This is a genomic window from Streptomyces sp. NPDC034111, from assembly GCF_055575375.1.
On sequence record NZ_JBVIST010000001.1, the window covers coordinates 1139707 to 1155948 of the forward strand.

The 16242-nt window shown below is 74.0% G+C and carries 10 protein-coding genes and 1 pseudogene; 7 read left to right on the plus strand and 4 right to left on the minus strand.

Features of this window, described 5'->3' with window-relative positions; genetic code table 11:
* From ACZ55A_RS05040 to ACZ55A_RS05070, 7 genes and pseudogenes are all read left to right on the plus strand, one after another.
* Positions 1–1329, plus strand: a complete 1329-nt coding sequence (locus ACZ55A_RS05040) for a protein phosphatase 2C domain-containing protein (RefSeq protein WP_468833718.1) — start codon at positions 1–3, stop codon at positions 1327–1329.
* 24 nt (positions 1330–1353) lie between these two features.
* Positions 1354–1625, plus strand: a pseudogene (locus ACZ55A_RS05045) (hypothetical protein); the annotation flags it as partial.
* An 85-nt stretch (positions 1626–1710) separates the two neighbouring features.
* Positions 1711–3369, plus strand: a complete 1659-nt coding sequence (locus ACZ55A_RS05050) for an FHA domain-containing protein (protein WP_468833723.1) — start codon at positions 1711–1713, stop codon at positions 3367–3369.
* Between the two features lie 143 nt (positions 3370–3512).
* A complete protein-coding gene (locus ACZ55A_RS05055) occupies positions 3513–3917 on the plus strand; it encodes a globin (protein WP_393486794.1) in 405 nt (134 codons plus the stop codon).
* A 176-nt stretch (positions 3918–4093) separates the two neighbouring features.
* The gene (locus ACZ55A_RS05060; protein WP_468833731.1) at positions 4094–7609 is read left to right on the plus strand and encodes an FtsX-like permease family protein; all 3516 of its coding nucleotides are present in this window, start codon (positions 4094–4096) and stop codon (positions 7607–7609) included.
* 31 nt (positions 7610–7640) lie between these two features.
* The gene (locus ACZ55A_RS05065; protein ID WP_468833738.1) at positions 7641–10385 is read left to right on the plus strand and encodes a thioesterase domain-containing protein; all 2745 of its coding nucleotides are present in this window, start codon (positions 7641–7643) and stop codon (positions 10383–10385) included.
* Entirely contained in the window at positions 10382–11470 is a 1089-nt protein-coding gene (locus tag ACZ55A_RS05070; protein WP_468833744.1) for an ABC transporter ATP-binding protein, read from the plus strand. Before ACZ55A_RS05065 ends, ACZ55A_RS05070 begins: the two co-directional genes overlap by 4 nt.
* 119 nt (positions 11471–11589) lie before the next feature.
* Here the strand turns inward: ACZ55A_RS05070 and ACZ55A_RS05075 are convergent, their stop codons facing one another.
* From ACZ55A_RS05075 to ACZ55A_RS05090, 4 genes are all read right to left on the minus strand, one after another.
* Positions 11590–12375 carry a DUF8185 domain-containing protein gene (locus ACZ55A_RS05075; protein WP_468833749.1) on the minus strand — a complete coding sequence of 262 codons (786 nt, stop codon included), beginning with the start codon at positions 12373–12375 and terminating at the stop codon, positions 11590–11592.
* Positions 12372–12806, minus strand: a complete 435-nt coding sequence (locus tag ACZ55A_RS05080; RefSeq protein WP_468833753.1) for an acyl-CoA thioesterase — start codon at positions 12804–12806, stop codon at positions 12372–12374. The genes ACZ55A_RS05075 and ACZ55A_RS05080 overlap by 4 nt, the downstream gene beginning before the upstream one ends.
* 5 nt (positions 12807–12811) lie before the next feature.
* A complete protein-coding gene (gene ettA / locus ACZ55A_RS05085; RefSeq protein WP_468833760.1) occupies positions 12812–14476 on the minus strand; it encodes an energy-dependent translational throttle protein EttA in 1665 nt (554 codons plus the stop codon).
* 310 nt (positions 14477–14786) lie between these two features.
* Positions 14787–16184 carry a Cys-Gln thioester bond-forming surface protein gene (locus tag ACZ55A_RS05090; protein ID WP_468833765.1) on the minus strand — a complete coding sequence of 466 codons (1398 nt, stop codon included), beginning with the start codon at positions 16182–16184 and terminating at the stop codon, positions 14787–14789.
* Positions 16185–16242: the final 58 nt, after the last annotated feature.

The following is a 16242-nucleotide window of genomic DNA, read 5'->3' on the forward strand; positions in this document are numbered from 1 at the left end:
ATGGGTGTGACTGGGCCGTCTCGTTGTGCGGGGTGCGGTGAACCGCTCATTGCGGGGGACAGGTTCTGCGGCCGGTGCGGCGCCGAACTCCTGGCTCCGGCCGTCCCGTCGGCGTACGGGGTGCCGCCGGGGTACGGGGTACCGGCCGTTCCAACGGTGCCGCCGATGCCGCCCAGACCGCCGGTGCCGCCGGTACCGGCCGGACCTGCCGTACCGATGGCGCCTGCCGTACCGGCCGCGCCTGCCGTTCCGGCTGCCGCAGCCGGGGCCGCCGGCCCGCCGCCGCCTCCGGACCCCAACGCCCGTCTCCCGTACGGCGACGAGGGCGCGCCGCCGCTGCCGGACGGTTCCCCCGCGGCGCCGCCCCGTCCCGCGACGGTGTCCGATGCGCCGCCCGTCGACCCCCGTGTCGCCGGATACGAGGCGGTCGCCGGAGCGGCCGCCGAGGCGGAGTCCGGTGTGCCGCAGGCGGCAGCAGGCCAGGACGGGCCACCGGCCCGTGACCACATGGAGAGCGAGGTGGCGGGCATCGCCGCGGTCAGCGACCGGGGCCACCGCCACCACCGCAACGAGGACTTCTTCGCGCTGCGGTCCGCCGCGCTGCCGGACGGCAGCCCCGTCGTGGTCGCGGTGGTCTGCGACGGGGTCTCCTCGGCGACCCGTCCGGACGAGGCGTCCCAGGCGGCGTCGGAGGCCGCCGGCGAGGCACTGCTGGAGTCGCTGCCGCGCGGTACGCACCCGCAGCAGGCCATGCACGACGCCGTCATGGCGGCCTCCGCCGCGGTGGACGCGCTGGCCGCCGACCCCACACTGGTGCATGACGAGCACCGTCAGCAGAACGCCCCGGCCTGTACGTTCGTCGGCGCGGTGGTCGGCGGTGGGCTGCTGACCGTCGGCTGGGTCGGTGACAGCCGCGCCTACTGGATCCCCGACGACCGTACGGCGCCGCCCGCCCGCCTCACCGAGGACGACTCCTGGGCCGCCCAGATGATCGCCAACAACCTGATGTCCGAGGCCGAGGCGAACGCCGATGAGCGGGCGCACGCCATCACGGGCTGGCTCGGCGCCGATGCGTACGAGGTCGAGCCGCACACCGCGACGTTCAAGCCGGACGGCCCCGGTGTCGTGGTGGTGTGCACGGACGGGCTGTGGAACTACGCCGAGTCCGCCGAGCAGATGGCCGCGGTGCTGCCGCACGACGCCCCTGGCCGGCCGCTGAACGCCGCCCGGACACTGGTCACCCACGCGCTGGACGGCGGCGGGCACGACAACGTCACGGTGGCGCTGGTTCCGTTCCCCGCGCCGACCGTGGGGACGACGCCGGCCTGAACGGCGCCCCAAGGGGCGGAAGGAGTGGCCGATTTCACCAGGTCGCAGATGTCGCAAGTCACCCAACGGGGGCCCGATTGCCGTAAGTCGGGACATAAAGCAGACACAACGGCGAAATCGGGTGGCGCGATACGGCTCGTTGACGGCTCGGGCGGCGAGGAGGCTGCGAAACTCCTTGCGAAGGTGGTGGACGTCGTCGATACGGCGACCGGTACTGTGCGACTGACGGCGACGGTCGCCGAGGCGGATGCGATGACTCTCGAAACGCGCTCGACGGCATCGTTCGCATAAAGAAACAGCCACAGAGATTCACAATCAGTACCGACACAATCAGTACCGAGCAGTGCCCGAAAGACGCGGTACGGAGGGGGAAGAACCGACATGCCGACCTGCCCGAGCGGCCACCAGTCGGTGGCCGAAGACTGGTGCGAGGTGTGCGGCCAGCGGATGGCGGGTGCTGTCCCCCCGCCGCCCTCTTTGCCTGCCGGTTTCCTGAACACCCCGCCCAGCCAGCCGACCGGAGCGCCCGGCCCGCCGCCGGGACAGGCCGGTCCGCCGCCAGGGCAGGCCGGTCCGCCGCCCGGTGGCCCCGGCTTCCCCGGTCCCGGTGGTCCCGGCCCGGGTGCCCCTGACATGCAGGGCAGTCAGGGCGGCCAGGGTGGCTATGGCTTCCCGCCGCCCGGTGCACCCGGCCCCGGCGACCCCGGTGCACAGGGCGGCCAGGGTGGCTACGGCTTCCCGCCGCCCCCCGGCCCCGGCCAGCCCGGCCCCGGCACGCAGGGCGGCCAGGGCGGTTACGGCTTCCCGCCGCCCGCGCCCGGCCCCGGTCAGCCCCCGCCCGGCCCCGGCCCCGATCAGTCCGCGCCGCGCGAGCTGTGCCCGCAGTGCGGTACGCCGCGCGAGGCGATGGCGCCGTTCTGTGCGGAGTGCCAATACAACTTCCTCACCAACTCCCCGACGTCGTACGCCCCCGCGCCCGGCCAGCAGCCGGGCCCGCCGCCCGGTGCGCCCGGCCCCGGCGGCCCCGGTACGCAGGGCGGCCAGGGTGGCTACGGCTTCCCGCCGCCCGCACCGGGCCCCGGCCAGCCCGGCCCCGGCACCCAGGGCGGGCAGGGCGGTTACGGCTTCCCGCCGCCGCAGCACCAGCAGCCGCAGCCCCCGCAGCAGGGCATGCAGCAGCAGGGCATGCCGGGTATGCCCCCGGGCGGCCCCGGCCAGCCCGGTCCCGGCGGCTTCCCCGGTCAGCCCGGCCCGCCGCCCGGAATGCCCGGTCCCGGCCCGGCCAGCCAGCCCGGCCCGCCTCCGCAGCAGGCCGACGACTGGCCCCTGAGCCCCCCGGCCGCCCAGGCCGCGCCGCCGATGGCGCCCGCGCCGCCCGGTCCCGGCCCGCAGGCGCCGTACGAGCAGCAGCAGCCGCCCGCGCCGTTCCCGCCGCAGCAGCAGCCGGGACCGTACGAGCAGCAGCAACAGCCGCAGCCGTACGAGCAGCAGGCGCCGTACGAGCAGCAGCAACAGCAGCCGTACGAACAGCAGCAGATGCCGCCGCAGCAGGGGCCCGGACCGGACCAGCAGTGGAACGGCGGCCCCGGTCAGGGTCCCGCTGCGCCGCCGCAGGGTCCGCAGCCGGTCGTCGGCGCCGGCTGGGTGGTCGCGGTCGCGCCGGACCGCGAGTACTTCATGGCGATGATGGGCCGCAGCGGCCCGGAGGCGGCGGGGCTCAACCTGCCCTCGTACTCCCCCGAGCAGGTGCTCCCGCTCGCCAACGGCCAGCTCGCGATCGGCCGGCGCCGCAACAGCACCGGCGAGTCCCCGGACATCGACCTGGGCAGCGCGCCGGAGGACCCGGGCGTCTCCCACCAGCACGCGCTGCTGGTGCAGCAGCAGGACGGCAGCTGGGCGGTGGTGGACCAGAACTCCACCAACGGCACGACGATCAACCTCGCCGAGGACCCGATCCAGCCCTATGTGCCGGTGCCGCTCCATGAGGGCGACCGGGTGCATGTCGGTGCCTGGACGACGCTGACCATCCGCCGGGGCTGACCCGCCGGACGACCATGAGGCACATGCGGGGCGTGACCAACCGGTCACGCCCCGCTCGCCGTTCATGGCGCCCGCCCACGCTCCCCGCGGACGGTCGTCCTACGACCGGAGTCCTAGCCCGGGGCATCTGCCACCATGGACGGGTGAACAAGATTCCACGCGGCACGCTTCAGGAGCAGACCTTCTACGAGCAGGTCGGCGGCGAGGAGACCTTCCGCCGCCTGGTGCACCGCTTCTACCAGGGAGTCGCCGAGGACCCGCTGCTGCGGCCGATGTACCCGGAGGAGGATCTGGGCCCGGCCGAGGAGCGGCTCGCGCTCTTCCTCATGCAGTACTGGGGCGGCCCCCGTACATACAGCGACGGCCGCGGGCACCCCCGGCTGCGGATGCGGCACGCCCCGTTCACCGTGGACCGCGCGGCGCACGACGCCTGGCTGCGCCACATGCGGGACGCGGTGGACTCCCTCGGCCTGTCCGAGGAACACGAGACGCAGCTGTGGAACTACCTCACGTACGCGGCCGCCTCGATGATCAACGCCGCCGACTGAGGGCCGGCTGAGGAACGCGTCACACCGCCCGCCCACGGGCGCGCGCACGGCCCGGCCCCGTCACGATCCGGTCAAGGCACCCCGCAATCCGCTTACCGGACACCCCGTCCTCTGACAGCATCCGTTCATCTGTTTGGTGCTGTGGGTACGGCGCCGTGAGCGCGGCAGGGGGGACCGTGGCCGGCTTTGTTTTCCTGCGGATGCGGGCGCACCGTCTGCTGCTGGCCGCCGCGCTGCTGTCGGTGCTGCTGACCGCCACCGTCCCGGCCACACTGGCGGCCTTCTCGGACGCGGTCGGGGACGCGGGGCTGCGCAAGGCGCTGGAGACCGTTCCCCAAGCTCTCAACTCCGTTCGAGCAGGGGAGACCCCAACCGCGGCCGCCGCGGCTCTCCAGGTGAAGGCCCAATTACCCGCGGACAAACGGGAGTCCGCGGACCGTGCGGTCACCAAGGGGGCACGACGGGCCTTCGACGGCCTGCCGTTCGCGGTGCGGACCCTGACCCGCTCCGGGCCGTACGCACTGCCCCGTACGCTCCGGCCACCTGAGGCGCGCAAGGGCGAGCCGGATCTCACCCACCTCGCGGCCATGGACCGCTCCCGCCTCACCCTCGTCAGGGGCAGCTGGCCGGAGCCGGTCGCGCACGGGCCGCTGCCGGTCGCCCTGCCGGAGGCCGCGGCCGCCCGGCTCGGGGCCGGGCCCGGCCGCCGGATCACCCTCGACAACCGGCTGTCCGGCCCCGCCCGCCTGACCGTCGAGATCACCGGGGTCTACCGGCCCAAGGACCGCGCCGACCCGTACTGGAAGCTCGACGATCTCGGCGGGCGTGGGGTGCGCACCCTCGGCTTCACCACGTACGGACCGCTGCTCACCGACCCGGCGGCCTTCCACGCCGGTCCCCTCGTACAGGACTCGGTCGGCTGGCTCGCCACCGCCGACTTCCGCGGGCTGACCGCGGACCGGCTGGACGCCCTGAGCGCCGCGGCCGGCCCGGCCCCCAGAGCGCTGATGGCCGACCCGGCGTTCGCCGGCCAGGCCACCGCCGCCACCGATCTGCCCGATGCGCTGCGGGAGTTGCGGCGGGCGCTGCTGGTGAACCGCTCGACCATCCTGATCGTCGCGTTACCGCTGCTGCTGCTCGCCGGTTCCGCACTGCTGCTGGTCGCCCGGACGCTGAGCACGGAGCGGGCGGGCGAGACGGCGCTGCTGCGCGCCCGGGGCGGGTCCCGGTGGCGGATCGCCGGGGCGGCGCTCGCGGAGTCGCTGCTGCTCGCGGCCCCGGCCGCGGTCGGTGCGCCGCTGCTGTCCGGCCCGCTGGGGCAGCTGATGGGCCGAAGCGGCGGACCGGCCCGTACCGGACTGCCGCTGGACACCCCGCTCACGGCCGCGACCTGGCTGACCGGCGGTGGTGTGGCCCTGGGCTGCGCCCTCGCCCTCGCCGCGCCCGCCCTGCTGCGGACCGGTACGGACGCGCCACCGCGGCGGCGGGCGCTGCCCGGTGCCCCGGGGGCCTCCGGTGCTCGGACGTCGTGGAGAGCGCGGGGCAGGGCCGGCGCTGACCTGGGGCTGCTGGTGATCGCCGGTGTCGCGTACTGGCAGCTCCAGCGACAGACGACGGGGGACGACGGCACGGGCGGCGGCAGTGGCGGTGCCGGGGTGCTGACCGTCGACGCCACCGGCCAACTCGGTATCGACCCGGTGCTGGTGGCCGCCCCGGCGCTGGCGCTGCTCGCCGGTACGGTGCTGACGCTGCGGCTGCTGCCGCTCGCCGCGCGGATCGCCGAGCGGGGCGCGGCACGCGGCCGGGGTCTGGCCGGGGCGCTGGCCGGCTGGCAGCTCAGCCGCCGCTCTTCTCCGAGTTCTCCGCTCCGTTCGAGGAGGCAAGGCCCCCTCCGCGGCGCGGACACCGTCCTGCTGCTGGTGCTGGCCACCGCGCTGGGCATGCTGGCGATCGGCCAGCGCGCGTCCTGGGACCGCTCGCAGGACGACCAGGCGGACTTCCGGGCGGGCGTGCCGGTCCGGGTACTGGCCGGCAGGACACCGCAGTTCGGGCAGGGCGGTGCCTATGCGGCGGTGCCGGGGGTGGCCGCCGCGCTGCCGGCCGGGCAGACCGGCCTGGAGCTGTCGGGCGGACGGGGCTCCTCGCTGCTCGCCCTGGACGCCCGGCGGTCGGTGGGGGCGCTGCTGCTGCGCGGTGATCTGGTGGGCGGTGATCCGGTGCGCGGCGGTGCGGACCCGGCACCGGGCGCGGCGGCGGACGGAGTGCTGCGTGCGGTGGCGCCACGGGGCGGCACACCGAGCGGCCTCGAACTCCCCGCCGGGACCGCTCGGTTACGGCTGACCACCACCCTGCGCTCCCTGAAGACGCTGCCGCCCGCGCCCGTTCCGCCGACGGTCACCAGCGGCCAGGACGCGGATCCGCAGGACACCGGGCCGGTGCCCGCGACCCTCTCCGCCCTCCTCACCGATGGCTTCGGCGTTCCGTACACCCTGCCGCTCGGCCCGGTGGCCGCCGACGGCCGGCCGCACACCCTGGACGTGGATCTCGCCGCCGCAGCCGGTGCCCCGGCGGGCCGCCCGGCCGGTCCGCTGCGGCTGACCGGGCTCATCGCCGACATGGACCAGCCGTCCGTCCCGCACCGTCAGCGGCTGACCGTCTCCACCGCACAGGCGGTCGGCGCGGACGGCCGTGCCAGGGCCCTGCTGCCGCCTTCCCTCTCCTGGCGGGCGCAGATCACCGACAAGAGCAGTTCCGTGGGCGAGGCGTCCGGCCCCAGGGCGGGCCGTAGCGAGGTGCCCGGGGGCGGTGTGCTGTCCCAGACGTACGACACCGGCGCCGAGCTGAACCCGTGGAGCGCGGCGGTGACGGCGTTGCGGATCACCGCGGCGCACCCGGAGCGGCCGCCGCTCGCCGCGGTCGCCACCGATGCCTTTCTGCGCGCCAGCGGTTCGAGGGCCGGCTCGGTCATCGAAGTGCCGGTCAGCGGGCAGCCGTTGAAGGTGCGGATCGTCCGGGCGGTACGGGCGTTGCCCGGCGCGGCGGACGGCACCCCGGCCACCGGTCTGCTGGTCGACTTCGGCGCCGTCAACGAGGCGCTGGCCGACCGTGGCGCCGCGCCGCTGACCGCCACCGAGTGGTGGCTGCGTCCCCGCCCGGGAGCATCGGCGCAGGTGGTCGCCGCGCTGCGGGCCCGCCCCGACACCGATCCGGGCCAGGTCCTGGTCCGCGACGAGATCGCCCGGGAGCTGCACGACGATCCGCTCGGCCTCGGCCCGCAGAGCGCGCTGGCCGCCGCCGCGGTGGCCGCGGTGGCGCTGGCGGCGGTGGGCTTCGCGGTCAGCGCCGCCGGTTCGGTCCGTGAACGGGCCCGGGAGTTCGCCGTGTTGCGGGCCCTGGGAGCGCCGCGCTCCCAGCTGGCCCGCGTGATCGTCGTCGAGCAGGGCGTACTGATCGCGCTGGCGCTGGGCGTCGGAGCGGCGCTGGGGACGGCGCTGACGCGGGCGGTGGTGCCGCTGATCGTGCTGACCGGAAAGGCGGGCCGCCCGGTGCCGCCGGTGCTGGTGGAACTGCCGGCCGGACAGGTGGCCCTGATGCTGGCGGCGGTCGCGGCGGTTCCGCTGCTGGTTGTCGCGGGCCTCGCGCTGCGCCGCGGCGACCCGGTGCAGGCCCTGCGCGGCCGAGGAGAGCGGTGACGATGACCGGGATGCTGAGCGGCGGATGCCGATGAGCGCGCCCACCTGGACGGGCCTGCTGCGCATCCGGCTGCGGGCGGCGCGCGGCGCGGCGCTCGCACTGGGCGTGCTGGTGCTGGTCACCGCGTTCCTCGCGGCGGTGTTACCGCGCGGTATGGAGGCGTACGAGACGCGTGGGGTGCGTCAGGCGGTCGGCTCGGCGCCGCCCGAGCAGCGGACCGTGGAGATCTCCGTTGGGCAGACGGAGATCTCGCAGACGGAGACGGCCGGCTCCGGCCCCGTGGCCGGCTACGGTGCGGCGGACCTCGCCCGCCAGGACCGGGCGATCCGGGGGCAGTTCCACGCCCCGCTGCGGATCTCCGAGGGCGACGCGCAGTACGGCGTACGCACCACCAAGCCACTGGCCACGCGCGACTCCTGGCTGCCCCGGCCCGACGGCCTCGGCCCCACCGTGACGCTCTACGCGGCCGCCGGCCTCGGCCGGCACGCCACGCTCACCAGGGGACAACTGCCGCACGGCGCGGCCCCCGGGGCGCGCACCGTCCAGGCGGCGGTGACCGTCGCCACCGCACGCACCCTCCATCTGCGCGTCGGCAGCGCACTGCACCTGCCGGACCTGACCGTACGGATCTCCGGACTGCTCACCCCGCGCGACCCGGACAGTACGTACTGGGCGGTGGATCCGCTGATGGCCGCCGCCCGTCAGGACACCTCCCCCGGGCCGCCGTCGAAGAGGTTCTGGCGCGCCGGTCTGCTGCTCGCCCCGCAGGACGGGCCGGCGCTGTCGGACACCGAGGGGGAGCCGGAGAAGTACTGGCGCTATCCGGTCGACGTGAGCGCGCTGACCGCCCAGGACGCCCCACGGCTGCGGGACCGGTTGCTCTCCCTCGAACACGGCGCGGCGCTGGCCCGGTTGCGCACGGTCGCGGGCGCCGGCGCACTGGCCGACAGCTCGGTGGACGGTCTGCTGGACGGCTTCGCCCGGATGCGGTCGGCGATCGCGCCGGTCATCGCGGTGGCGGCGTTCGGGGTCGGCACCGTCGCGGGGGTGGTGCTGCTGATGACCGGGGCGCTGACGGCGGCCCGGCGGGGCCCGGAGCTGGCCCTGCTGCGGGCCCGGGGCGCCTCGCTGGCCGGGCTGACCGGGCAACTGGCCGCGGAGAGCGCGGTGGTGGCGCTGCCCTCGGCCGCGGTGGGCGGCGCACTCGCCCTGCTGCTGATGCCCGGCGAGCGGGTGCTGCCTTCCCTGCTGGCGGCGGCCGGCACCGGGCTGCTGGGCACCCTCGCGCTGCCGCTGCGGGCCGCCGCCGCGCACCGCCGCCCCCGCCCCGTCGCCCGCGCCGATCTGGCGGCCGCCCGCCCCTCCCGGCGCCGTACCGTCGCCGAACTGACCGTGCTGGTACTGGCGGTCGGCGCGGTGGTCGCGCTGCGCCGCCGCAGCACGGCCGCCGGCGGGGTGGACGCCCTGGTCAGCGCGGCACCGGTGCTGATCGGTGTGATCGCGGCACTGGTCCTGATGCGGCTCTACCCGCTGCCGCTGCGGCTGGCTGCCCGGCCCGCCGCGCGCACCTCCGGGCTGACCGGCTTTCTCGCACTGGCCCGCGCCGGCCGCGCCCCGGCCACCGCCGGCCTGCCGCTCCTGGCCCTCCTGGTGGCGCTGACCACCGCGTCGTTCGGCGGCTCGGTGCTCACCGGAATCGCCACCGCCCGCGACCGCGCGGCGCTCACCGCGGTCGGCGCGGACGCCCGGATCTCCGCCGACAAGCCGCTCCCCCGGGCGCTGCAACGCGCCGTTGCCCAAGTGCCGGGCGTCGTGGACGCCGTACCGATACGGATCACCGTCCAGGCCGCCGACGACGGTGGTCCGCCCCTCTACCTGATCATCGCCGACGCCGAGGCCTACGCCCGGCTCGCCCGCGCCACCGGCCTGGGCGCCTTCTCCGCAACGGAACTGGCCGACCCCGGCGGCGACCGGCCGCTGCCGGCGCTCGTCTCCCCCCGCGTCCTGGCCCGCTTCGGACGCGCCCCGATGGCGCTGCAACCGGAGTTCGGCCAACTCGTCGTCCGCCTCACCGCGGTACGCTCCGACACCCCCGCCCAGCCCGGCGGCGACTTCGTGCTGCTCAACGCCCGCAGCGTGGCCCGGCTCCACCCGGACACCTACGCCGACCCCGCCAACGGCCCCACCGTCCTGCTGCTGTCCGGCCACGGCCTGGACGCCGGGGCGCTGCGCACCGCCGTCCGCGCCCACTCCCCCGCATCGTCGCCCGCCCGGCTGACCCTGCGCTCCACGGAGCGCGCGGGGCTCGCCGACGCGCCCCTCCAACAGGGCGCCCAACGCCTCTACACAGCCGCCGTCGTGGCCGGCGCCGGATTCGCGCTGCTGGCCCTGCTGCTCTCGCTCCTCCAGGCCGCCCCACAGCGCACCCAACTCCTGGCCAGACTGCGCACGATGGGTCTGCCCCCCGCCCAGGGGCGGCTGCTGATGGTCCTGGAGGCGCTGCCGCAGACGCTGCTCGCAGCTGTCGGCGGGGCACTGACCGGCGCCGCCACGATCCGGCTGCTGGGCCCCGGTATGGACCTCACCCCACTCGCCCTGCCCGGCGCCCCGGGCGGCGGCGCACCCGGCACCGTACGACTCCAAACCGACCCCGCGTCCCTGCTGTTGCCGTCGGCGGGCGTGGTGGCACTGGCCCTTGCGGTGGTGCTGGCCCAGGCCTGGATCGGTGAACGGCGGCGCGAAAGCACCGAGTTGAGGGTGGGAGAGCACGCATGACGACCGGGAGAGAGCCTGAGACCCGATCCCTGACCCCACCGGCCGACGGCCGTACCCCACCGGCCCCCGCCGGCCTCGCCGAGCTGGAGGCGCGCGCGGCGGCCCGGCGGGGGCGGCCCGCCTACGGGCACGACGCCCTGATCGTCTGCGACCGGCTGGTGCGGGTCTTCTCCACCGACGGAGTCGAGGTGCAGGCGCTTCAGGGGCTCGATCTGCTGGTCGCCGAGGGCGAGTTGCTGGCACTGGTGGGGGCGTCCGGCAGCGGCAAGTCCACCCTGATGAACATCCTCGCCGGTCTGGACGTGCCGACCGCGGGCGCAGCCAAGGTCGCCGGCCGCGATCTGCTGACGATGGACGCCAGGGCCCGGCTCGGCTACCGGCGTGAGGTCGTCGGCTTCGTCTGGCAGCAGACCGCCCGCAACCTCCTGCCGTATCTGACCACCCTCCAGAACGTCACCCTGCCGATGCAGCTGCGCGGCGGGCGGCGCCGGGCGGCCCGGGCGAAGGCGGCCGACGAGCTGCTGTCGATGCTCTCCCTCGACCACTGCCGCGACCGCCGGCCCCACCAGCTCTCCGGCGGCGAGCAGCAGCGCACCGCCATCGCGGTGGCACTGGCCAACACCCCCTCCGTACTGCTGGCCGACGAGCCGACCGGCGAGCTGGACTCGCACACCGCCGAGCAGGTCTTCACGGCCTTCCGTACGGCCAACGAGGTACTGGGCACCACGATCGTGATCGTCACCCATGACCAGGCGGTGGCGAACGAGGTACGGCGCACGGTTGCGATCAGGGACGGGCGTACGTCGTCGGAGGTGCTGCGGCGCACCGAACGCAACGCCGCGACCGGCGAGGAGTCCCTGGTCGCCCGCGAATACGCGATGCTCGACCGCGCGGGCCGGCTCCAGCTGCCGGCCGACTACACCAGCAGCCTGGGCATGGCGCACCGCGTCCTGCTGGAGCTGGAGAGCGATCACATCGGGGTGTGGCCGGACCACTCGGACCACTCGGACCACTCGGACCATTCGGAAGGGGGAGGGGGAGGGAGCGCGAGCGGGAGAGGGGAAGGGAGCGGCGAGGAGACCTAGCCGGCGATCCGGAGGCGGCGGCGGAACGGAGGCGGCCGCGGACTGGAGCGCCGGCAGACCGGAGGCGTTCGCGTACCGGTGGCCCTCAGCCCCGGGCAGCCCTCAGCCCGGCGTAACCGTCAGACCGGCGTGACCGTCAGCCCCGACAGCCCCGTGAGCCCGGCCGGTCCCCCGGTCCGTACGGCGATCGATCCGTACGGGGTGCTCAGCCGCAGCCAGCCGCCCGCGGACAGCAGGCTCAGCGGCTGTGCCTCCGGGGCGGGCGCGCCTGGTGTGGTGCGGCCGCCGGCCAGCGCCCCGGCCCGCGCCGGGCGCAGGAAGCCCAGCGACTGGGCGGCGTGCGCGGCGCGCAGCGGAAGGTGGGTGTCGCCGAGGGTGCGCGACCAGATCTCACGGCCGATGCGGTCCCGTGCGGCGCGGGTGCGCTGCTCGGGCGGCAGTGCCTCGTCGCGGGCCCGGAATTCGGCGACCGCGGCGGCCACCGCACGCACCAGCGCCTCGGGCGCCGGCAGTCCGGGCACCCGCTGCCAGCCGCCGCGCGGCGGCAGCAGCCCGGTCCACGGCGGACCCGTGACCGCGGCGGGGACGGTCAGCGCCCCCTCCTGCTCGTCGATGCCTTCGAGGAGTTCACCGGCCGAGACCGTCGTGTCCAGGGCGGTGTCCTGGGAGACGTCCCGGGAGGTGTCCTGGGAGGTGTCCTGGGAGACGTCCGGGGAGGTGTCCTCGGCGAGCCGCGCGGTACGGATCGCCAGCACCTCGAACGACGGCGGACGGCCGAAGACGGCGAGCACCCCGCCGCCGGCCTGCAGCCGTACCGCCGCGGCGCGGTCGTAGTGGATCAGCCGGGCGAGGAAGGCGGCGAGATCCGCCGCCTCCCCCGCGTCGGCCAGGTGCAGCGCCGTCATACCGCGGCAGTTCCCTCCTGGTGCGCGGCGTCGTCCAGGTACTCCTTGAGGATCGCCTTCTCCTCCGCCGTGAGACGGCGCGGACGCTCCTCGGCGAAGTTGTACGGCACGACGACGGTCGAGGCCCGCAGATAGAGGGAGTCCTCGTCCTTGACCTCGTAGCCGACCGTCATCGACGCGGCGCTGATCTTCGTCACCCACAACTCGACGGTCACCGGAGCAGGCCGGTGTACCAGCGGCCGCACATAGTCGATCTCGTGCCGGGCGACGACCGAGCCGCCCGTGAACGACGGGCTGCCGCCCCCCGGCGCCAGCCGGCGCATGAAGTCGATCCGCGCCTCTTCGAGGTAGCGGACGAAGACCGCGTTGTTGACATGGCCGAAGGCGTCCATGTCCGACCAGCGCAGGGGACAGGAGTAGAGGTGGCGCACGTCGGTCAGCCCCGGGTGAGCTTCTTGTAGGTGGCGCGGTGCGGACGGGCCGCATCCGGGCCGAGACGCTCGACCTTGTTCTTCTCGTACGACTCGAAGTTGCCCTCGAACCAGAACCACTTGGAGTCGCCCTCGTACGCCAGGATGTGGGTGGCGACGCGGTCGAGGAACCAGCGGTCGTGGGAGACGACCACGGCGCAGCCCGGGAACTCCAGCAGCGCATTCTCCAGCGACGACAGGGTCTCGACGTCGAGGTCGTTGGTCGGCTCGTCGAGGAGCAGCAGGTTGCCGCCCTGCTTGAGGGTGAGCGCCAGGTTCAGGCGGTTGCGCTCACCACCGGAGAGCACACCGGCCGGCTTCTGCTGGTCCGGGCCCTTGAAGCCGAACGCGCTCACGTAGGCGCGCGAGGGCATCTCGACCTGGCCGACGTTGATGTAGTCCAGCTCGTCGGAGACCACGGCCCACAGGGTCTTCTTGGGGTCGATGTTCTCGCGGCTCTGGTCGACGTAGGAGATCTTGACGGTCTCGCCGACCTTGATGTCGCCGGAGTCCGGGGTCTCCAGGCCCTGGAGCATCTTGAACAGGGTGGTCTTGCCGGCGCCGTTCGGGCCGATGATGCCGACGATGCCGTTGCGCGGCAGGGTGAAGCTCAGGTCCTCGATCAGGACCTTCTCGCCGAAGGCCTTGTTGAGCTTGTCGACCTCGACGACGACATTGCCCAGACGCGGGCCCGGCGGGATCTGGATCTCCTCGAAGTCCAGCTTCCGCATCTTGTCGGCCTCGGCGGCCATCTCCTCGTAACGCGCCAGGCGGGCCTTGGACTTGGCCTGCCGCCCCTTGGCGTTGGAGCGCACCCACTCCAGCTCGTCCTTCAGACGCTTCGCACGCTTGGCGTCCTTCTGCCCCTCGACCTTCAGACGGGTCTGCTTGGTCTCGAGGTACTTGGAGTAGTTGCCCTCGTAGCCATGCGCACGGCCGCGGTCGAGCTCCAGGATCCAGCCGGCGACGTTGTCGAGGAAGTACCGGTCGTGGGTGACGGCGACGACGGTGCCGGGGTACTTCGCGAGGTGCTGCTCCAGCCACTGCACGGACTCGGCGTCCAAGTGGTTGGTGGGCTCGTCGAGGAGCAGCAGGTCGGGGGCCTCCAGCAGCAGCTTGCACAGCGCGACGCGGCGGCGCTCACCACCGGAGAGGTTGGTGACCGGCCAGTCGCCGGGCGGGCAGCCGAGCGCGTCCATGGCCTGCTCGAGCTGGGTGTCCAGGTCCCACGCGTTGGCGTGGTCGAGGTCCTCCTGGAGCTTGCCCATCTCCTCCATCAGCGCGTCGGAGTATTCGGTCGCCATCAGCTCGGCGACCTCGTTGAAGCGATGGAGCTTGTCCATGACCTCGCGGGCGCCGTCCTGGACGTTCTCCAGAACCGTCTTGGACTCGTCCAGCGGGGGCTCCTGGAGGAGCATGCCGACGGTGTAGCCCGGGGAGAGGAAGGCGTCGCCGTTCGACGGCTGCTCAAGACCGGCCATGATCTTCAGCACCGTGGACTTACCGGCGCCGTTGGGACCCACGACACCGATCTTCGCGCCCGGCAGGAAGCTCAGCGTCACGTCATCGAGGATGACCTTGTCGCCGTGCGCCTTGCGCGTCTTCCGCATCGTGTAGATGTACTCAGCCAAGAGAAACCGTCCGCCAGATTGGATCGATCAGAGTCTGTGTGCGACGCCGCCCGGGGCCACCGTGCGCCGAGGCAGGGGAGGGCAGATACACCCCATCTTGCCGTACGTCCATCCCTTGAAGGAAACGGGTGCCAAGGGGCGGACGCCAGCGGCCCCGGAGCGATACAACGCTCCGGGGCCACGGGACGTTCCCTCGGTGCAGCTCGCTCACCATTCGGTCACGAGCGGTCACCGACTGCTAGTGCAGTGTGTTCACGGCATTACTGGGCGGAAGTACCGGCCTCATCACTGGGCGGGAGTCCCGGCCCTATTACTGGGCGGGAGTACCGGCCTTCTTCTTACGGAGGAAGAACACCGCGGCACCGCCGACCACGACCAGCACGACCGCGATGCCCGCGATCACCGGGGTGGCACTGCTGGAACCGGTCTCGGCGAGGTCGGTGCCGTGGCTGCCACCGGTGCTGCCGCCGACCGACGCCGGGCTGGGCTTCGAGGAGGGCTTGCCGCCGCCACTGCCGGCGGTCTTGCAGTCCAGGACGCCGCTGAAGGTCTTCTTGAAGCCGCCCGCACCCTTGATCGTGATCTCGTACGGCTGGTCCTCGGCCACCGGCACGGTCACGGTCTGCGACTTGCCCGGAGCGACCTCGTAGTCCTTGCCGGACAGCTGGAAGCGGAACGCCTCATCGCCCTTGTTGGCCGCCGTCACGTCCACGCCGCCCTTGGCGCAGTTCTTCTCGGCGGTGATCGCCGGGATGGCTCCCTGCTTCTTCCAGGAGACCGTGGCGGCCGCGGAGACCGTGGACTCACTGGAGCCGGCCAGGATCTGGGTCTGGCTCTTGGCGTGCTCACCAATGCCGGTGAAGGCACGGCCGACCGGGACCTTGGTGGCGGCCTGCGCGGTCACCGAGGTGCTGCCGTCCGCGGCGCCCTTGGGCACGTCGAAGAACAGCTGGGTGCCGTCGGCGGCGCTGGTGACCGGCTTGCCGTCCTTGCCGACGACCTTCACACCGGCCGGCGCACCGGCAGCCGGGGAGATCGTGACGCTGTCGGCGTTGGTGTGCACGGTGACCGGGCCGAGCTTGCCGCCGGACTTCCCGGAGACGGCCGGCGGGTCCAGCGTCAGCGAGGCCTTGGGCTCGGCCACGCTCTGGGCGCTCTTCTCGAGGTAGTCGGCGAGCTTCTCGGCCGCCGGGTCGACCGCGTCCACCTTGACGTGGTCGGAGAAGCGCCAGATCGCGACCTGGGTGCCGGCCGCGGCGGTCTTCTCGGTGAGGTTCCCGGCACCGGCCTTGGAGGCGAGCGCGGCCAGGTCGTTCACCTGCGGGTAGGAGTTCTGAAGGATCCAGCGGATCTTGCCGGCGTCCGCGTTGTTGTGCAGCGACGAGGCGCTCCAGGGCACTTCCTGGTACTTGGCCTGCTGCTGCGTCGGGTTGTGGATGTCGATGCAGTACGTCTGGAGGGTGCCGCCGTTGTCGACCGACATCTCGAAGAGCCCGGCGCCGACGCGCTGGTCCCCACCGTCACTGTGCACGACCGCCTGGTCGAAGGTCTTCAGCCCGCCGAGCGTGGCGGTGGCACCCCCGTGAGCCGGGGTGATCTCGTCCGCCGCGGCAGTCCCCGCGGTGGCTATCGCACCCGCCGCGACCAGGCCCGAGGCCACGACCGCGGCGGCAAGGCGGGCTGCGCCGCGCCCCTTCATCGAAAGCATGAATTTCCCCTCTGGGCGAGGCGGTCGCGTGGGGAAGGTGCCTCGCCGGAAAGATCCC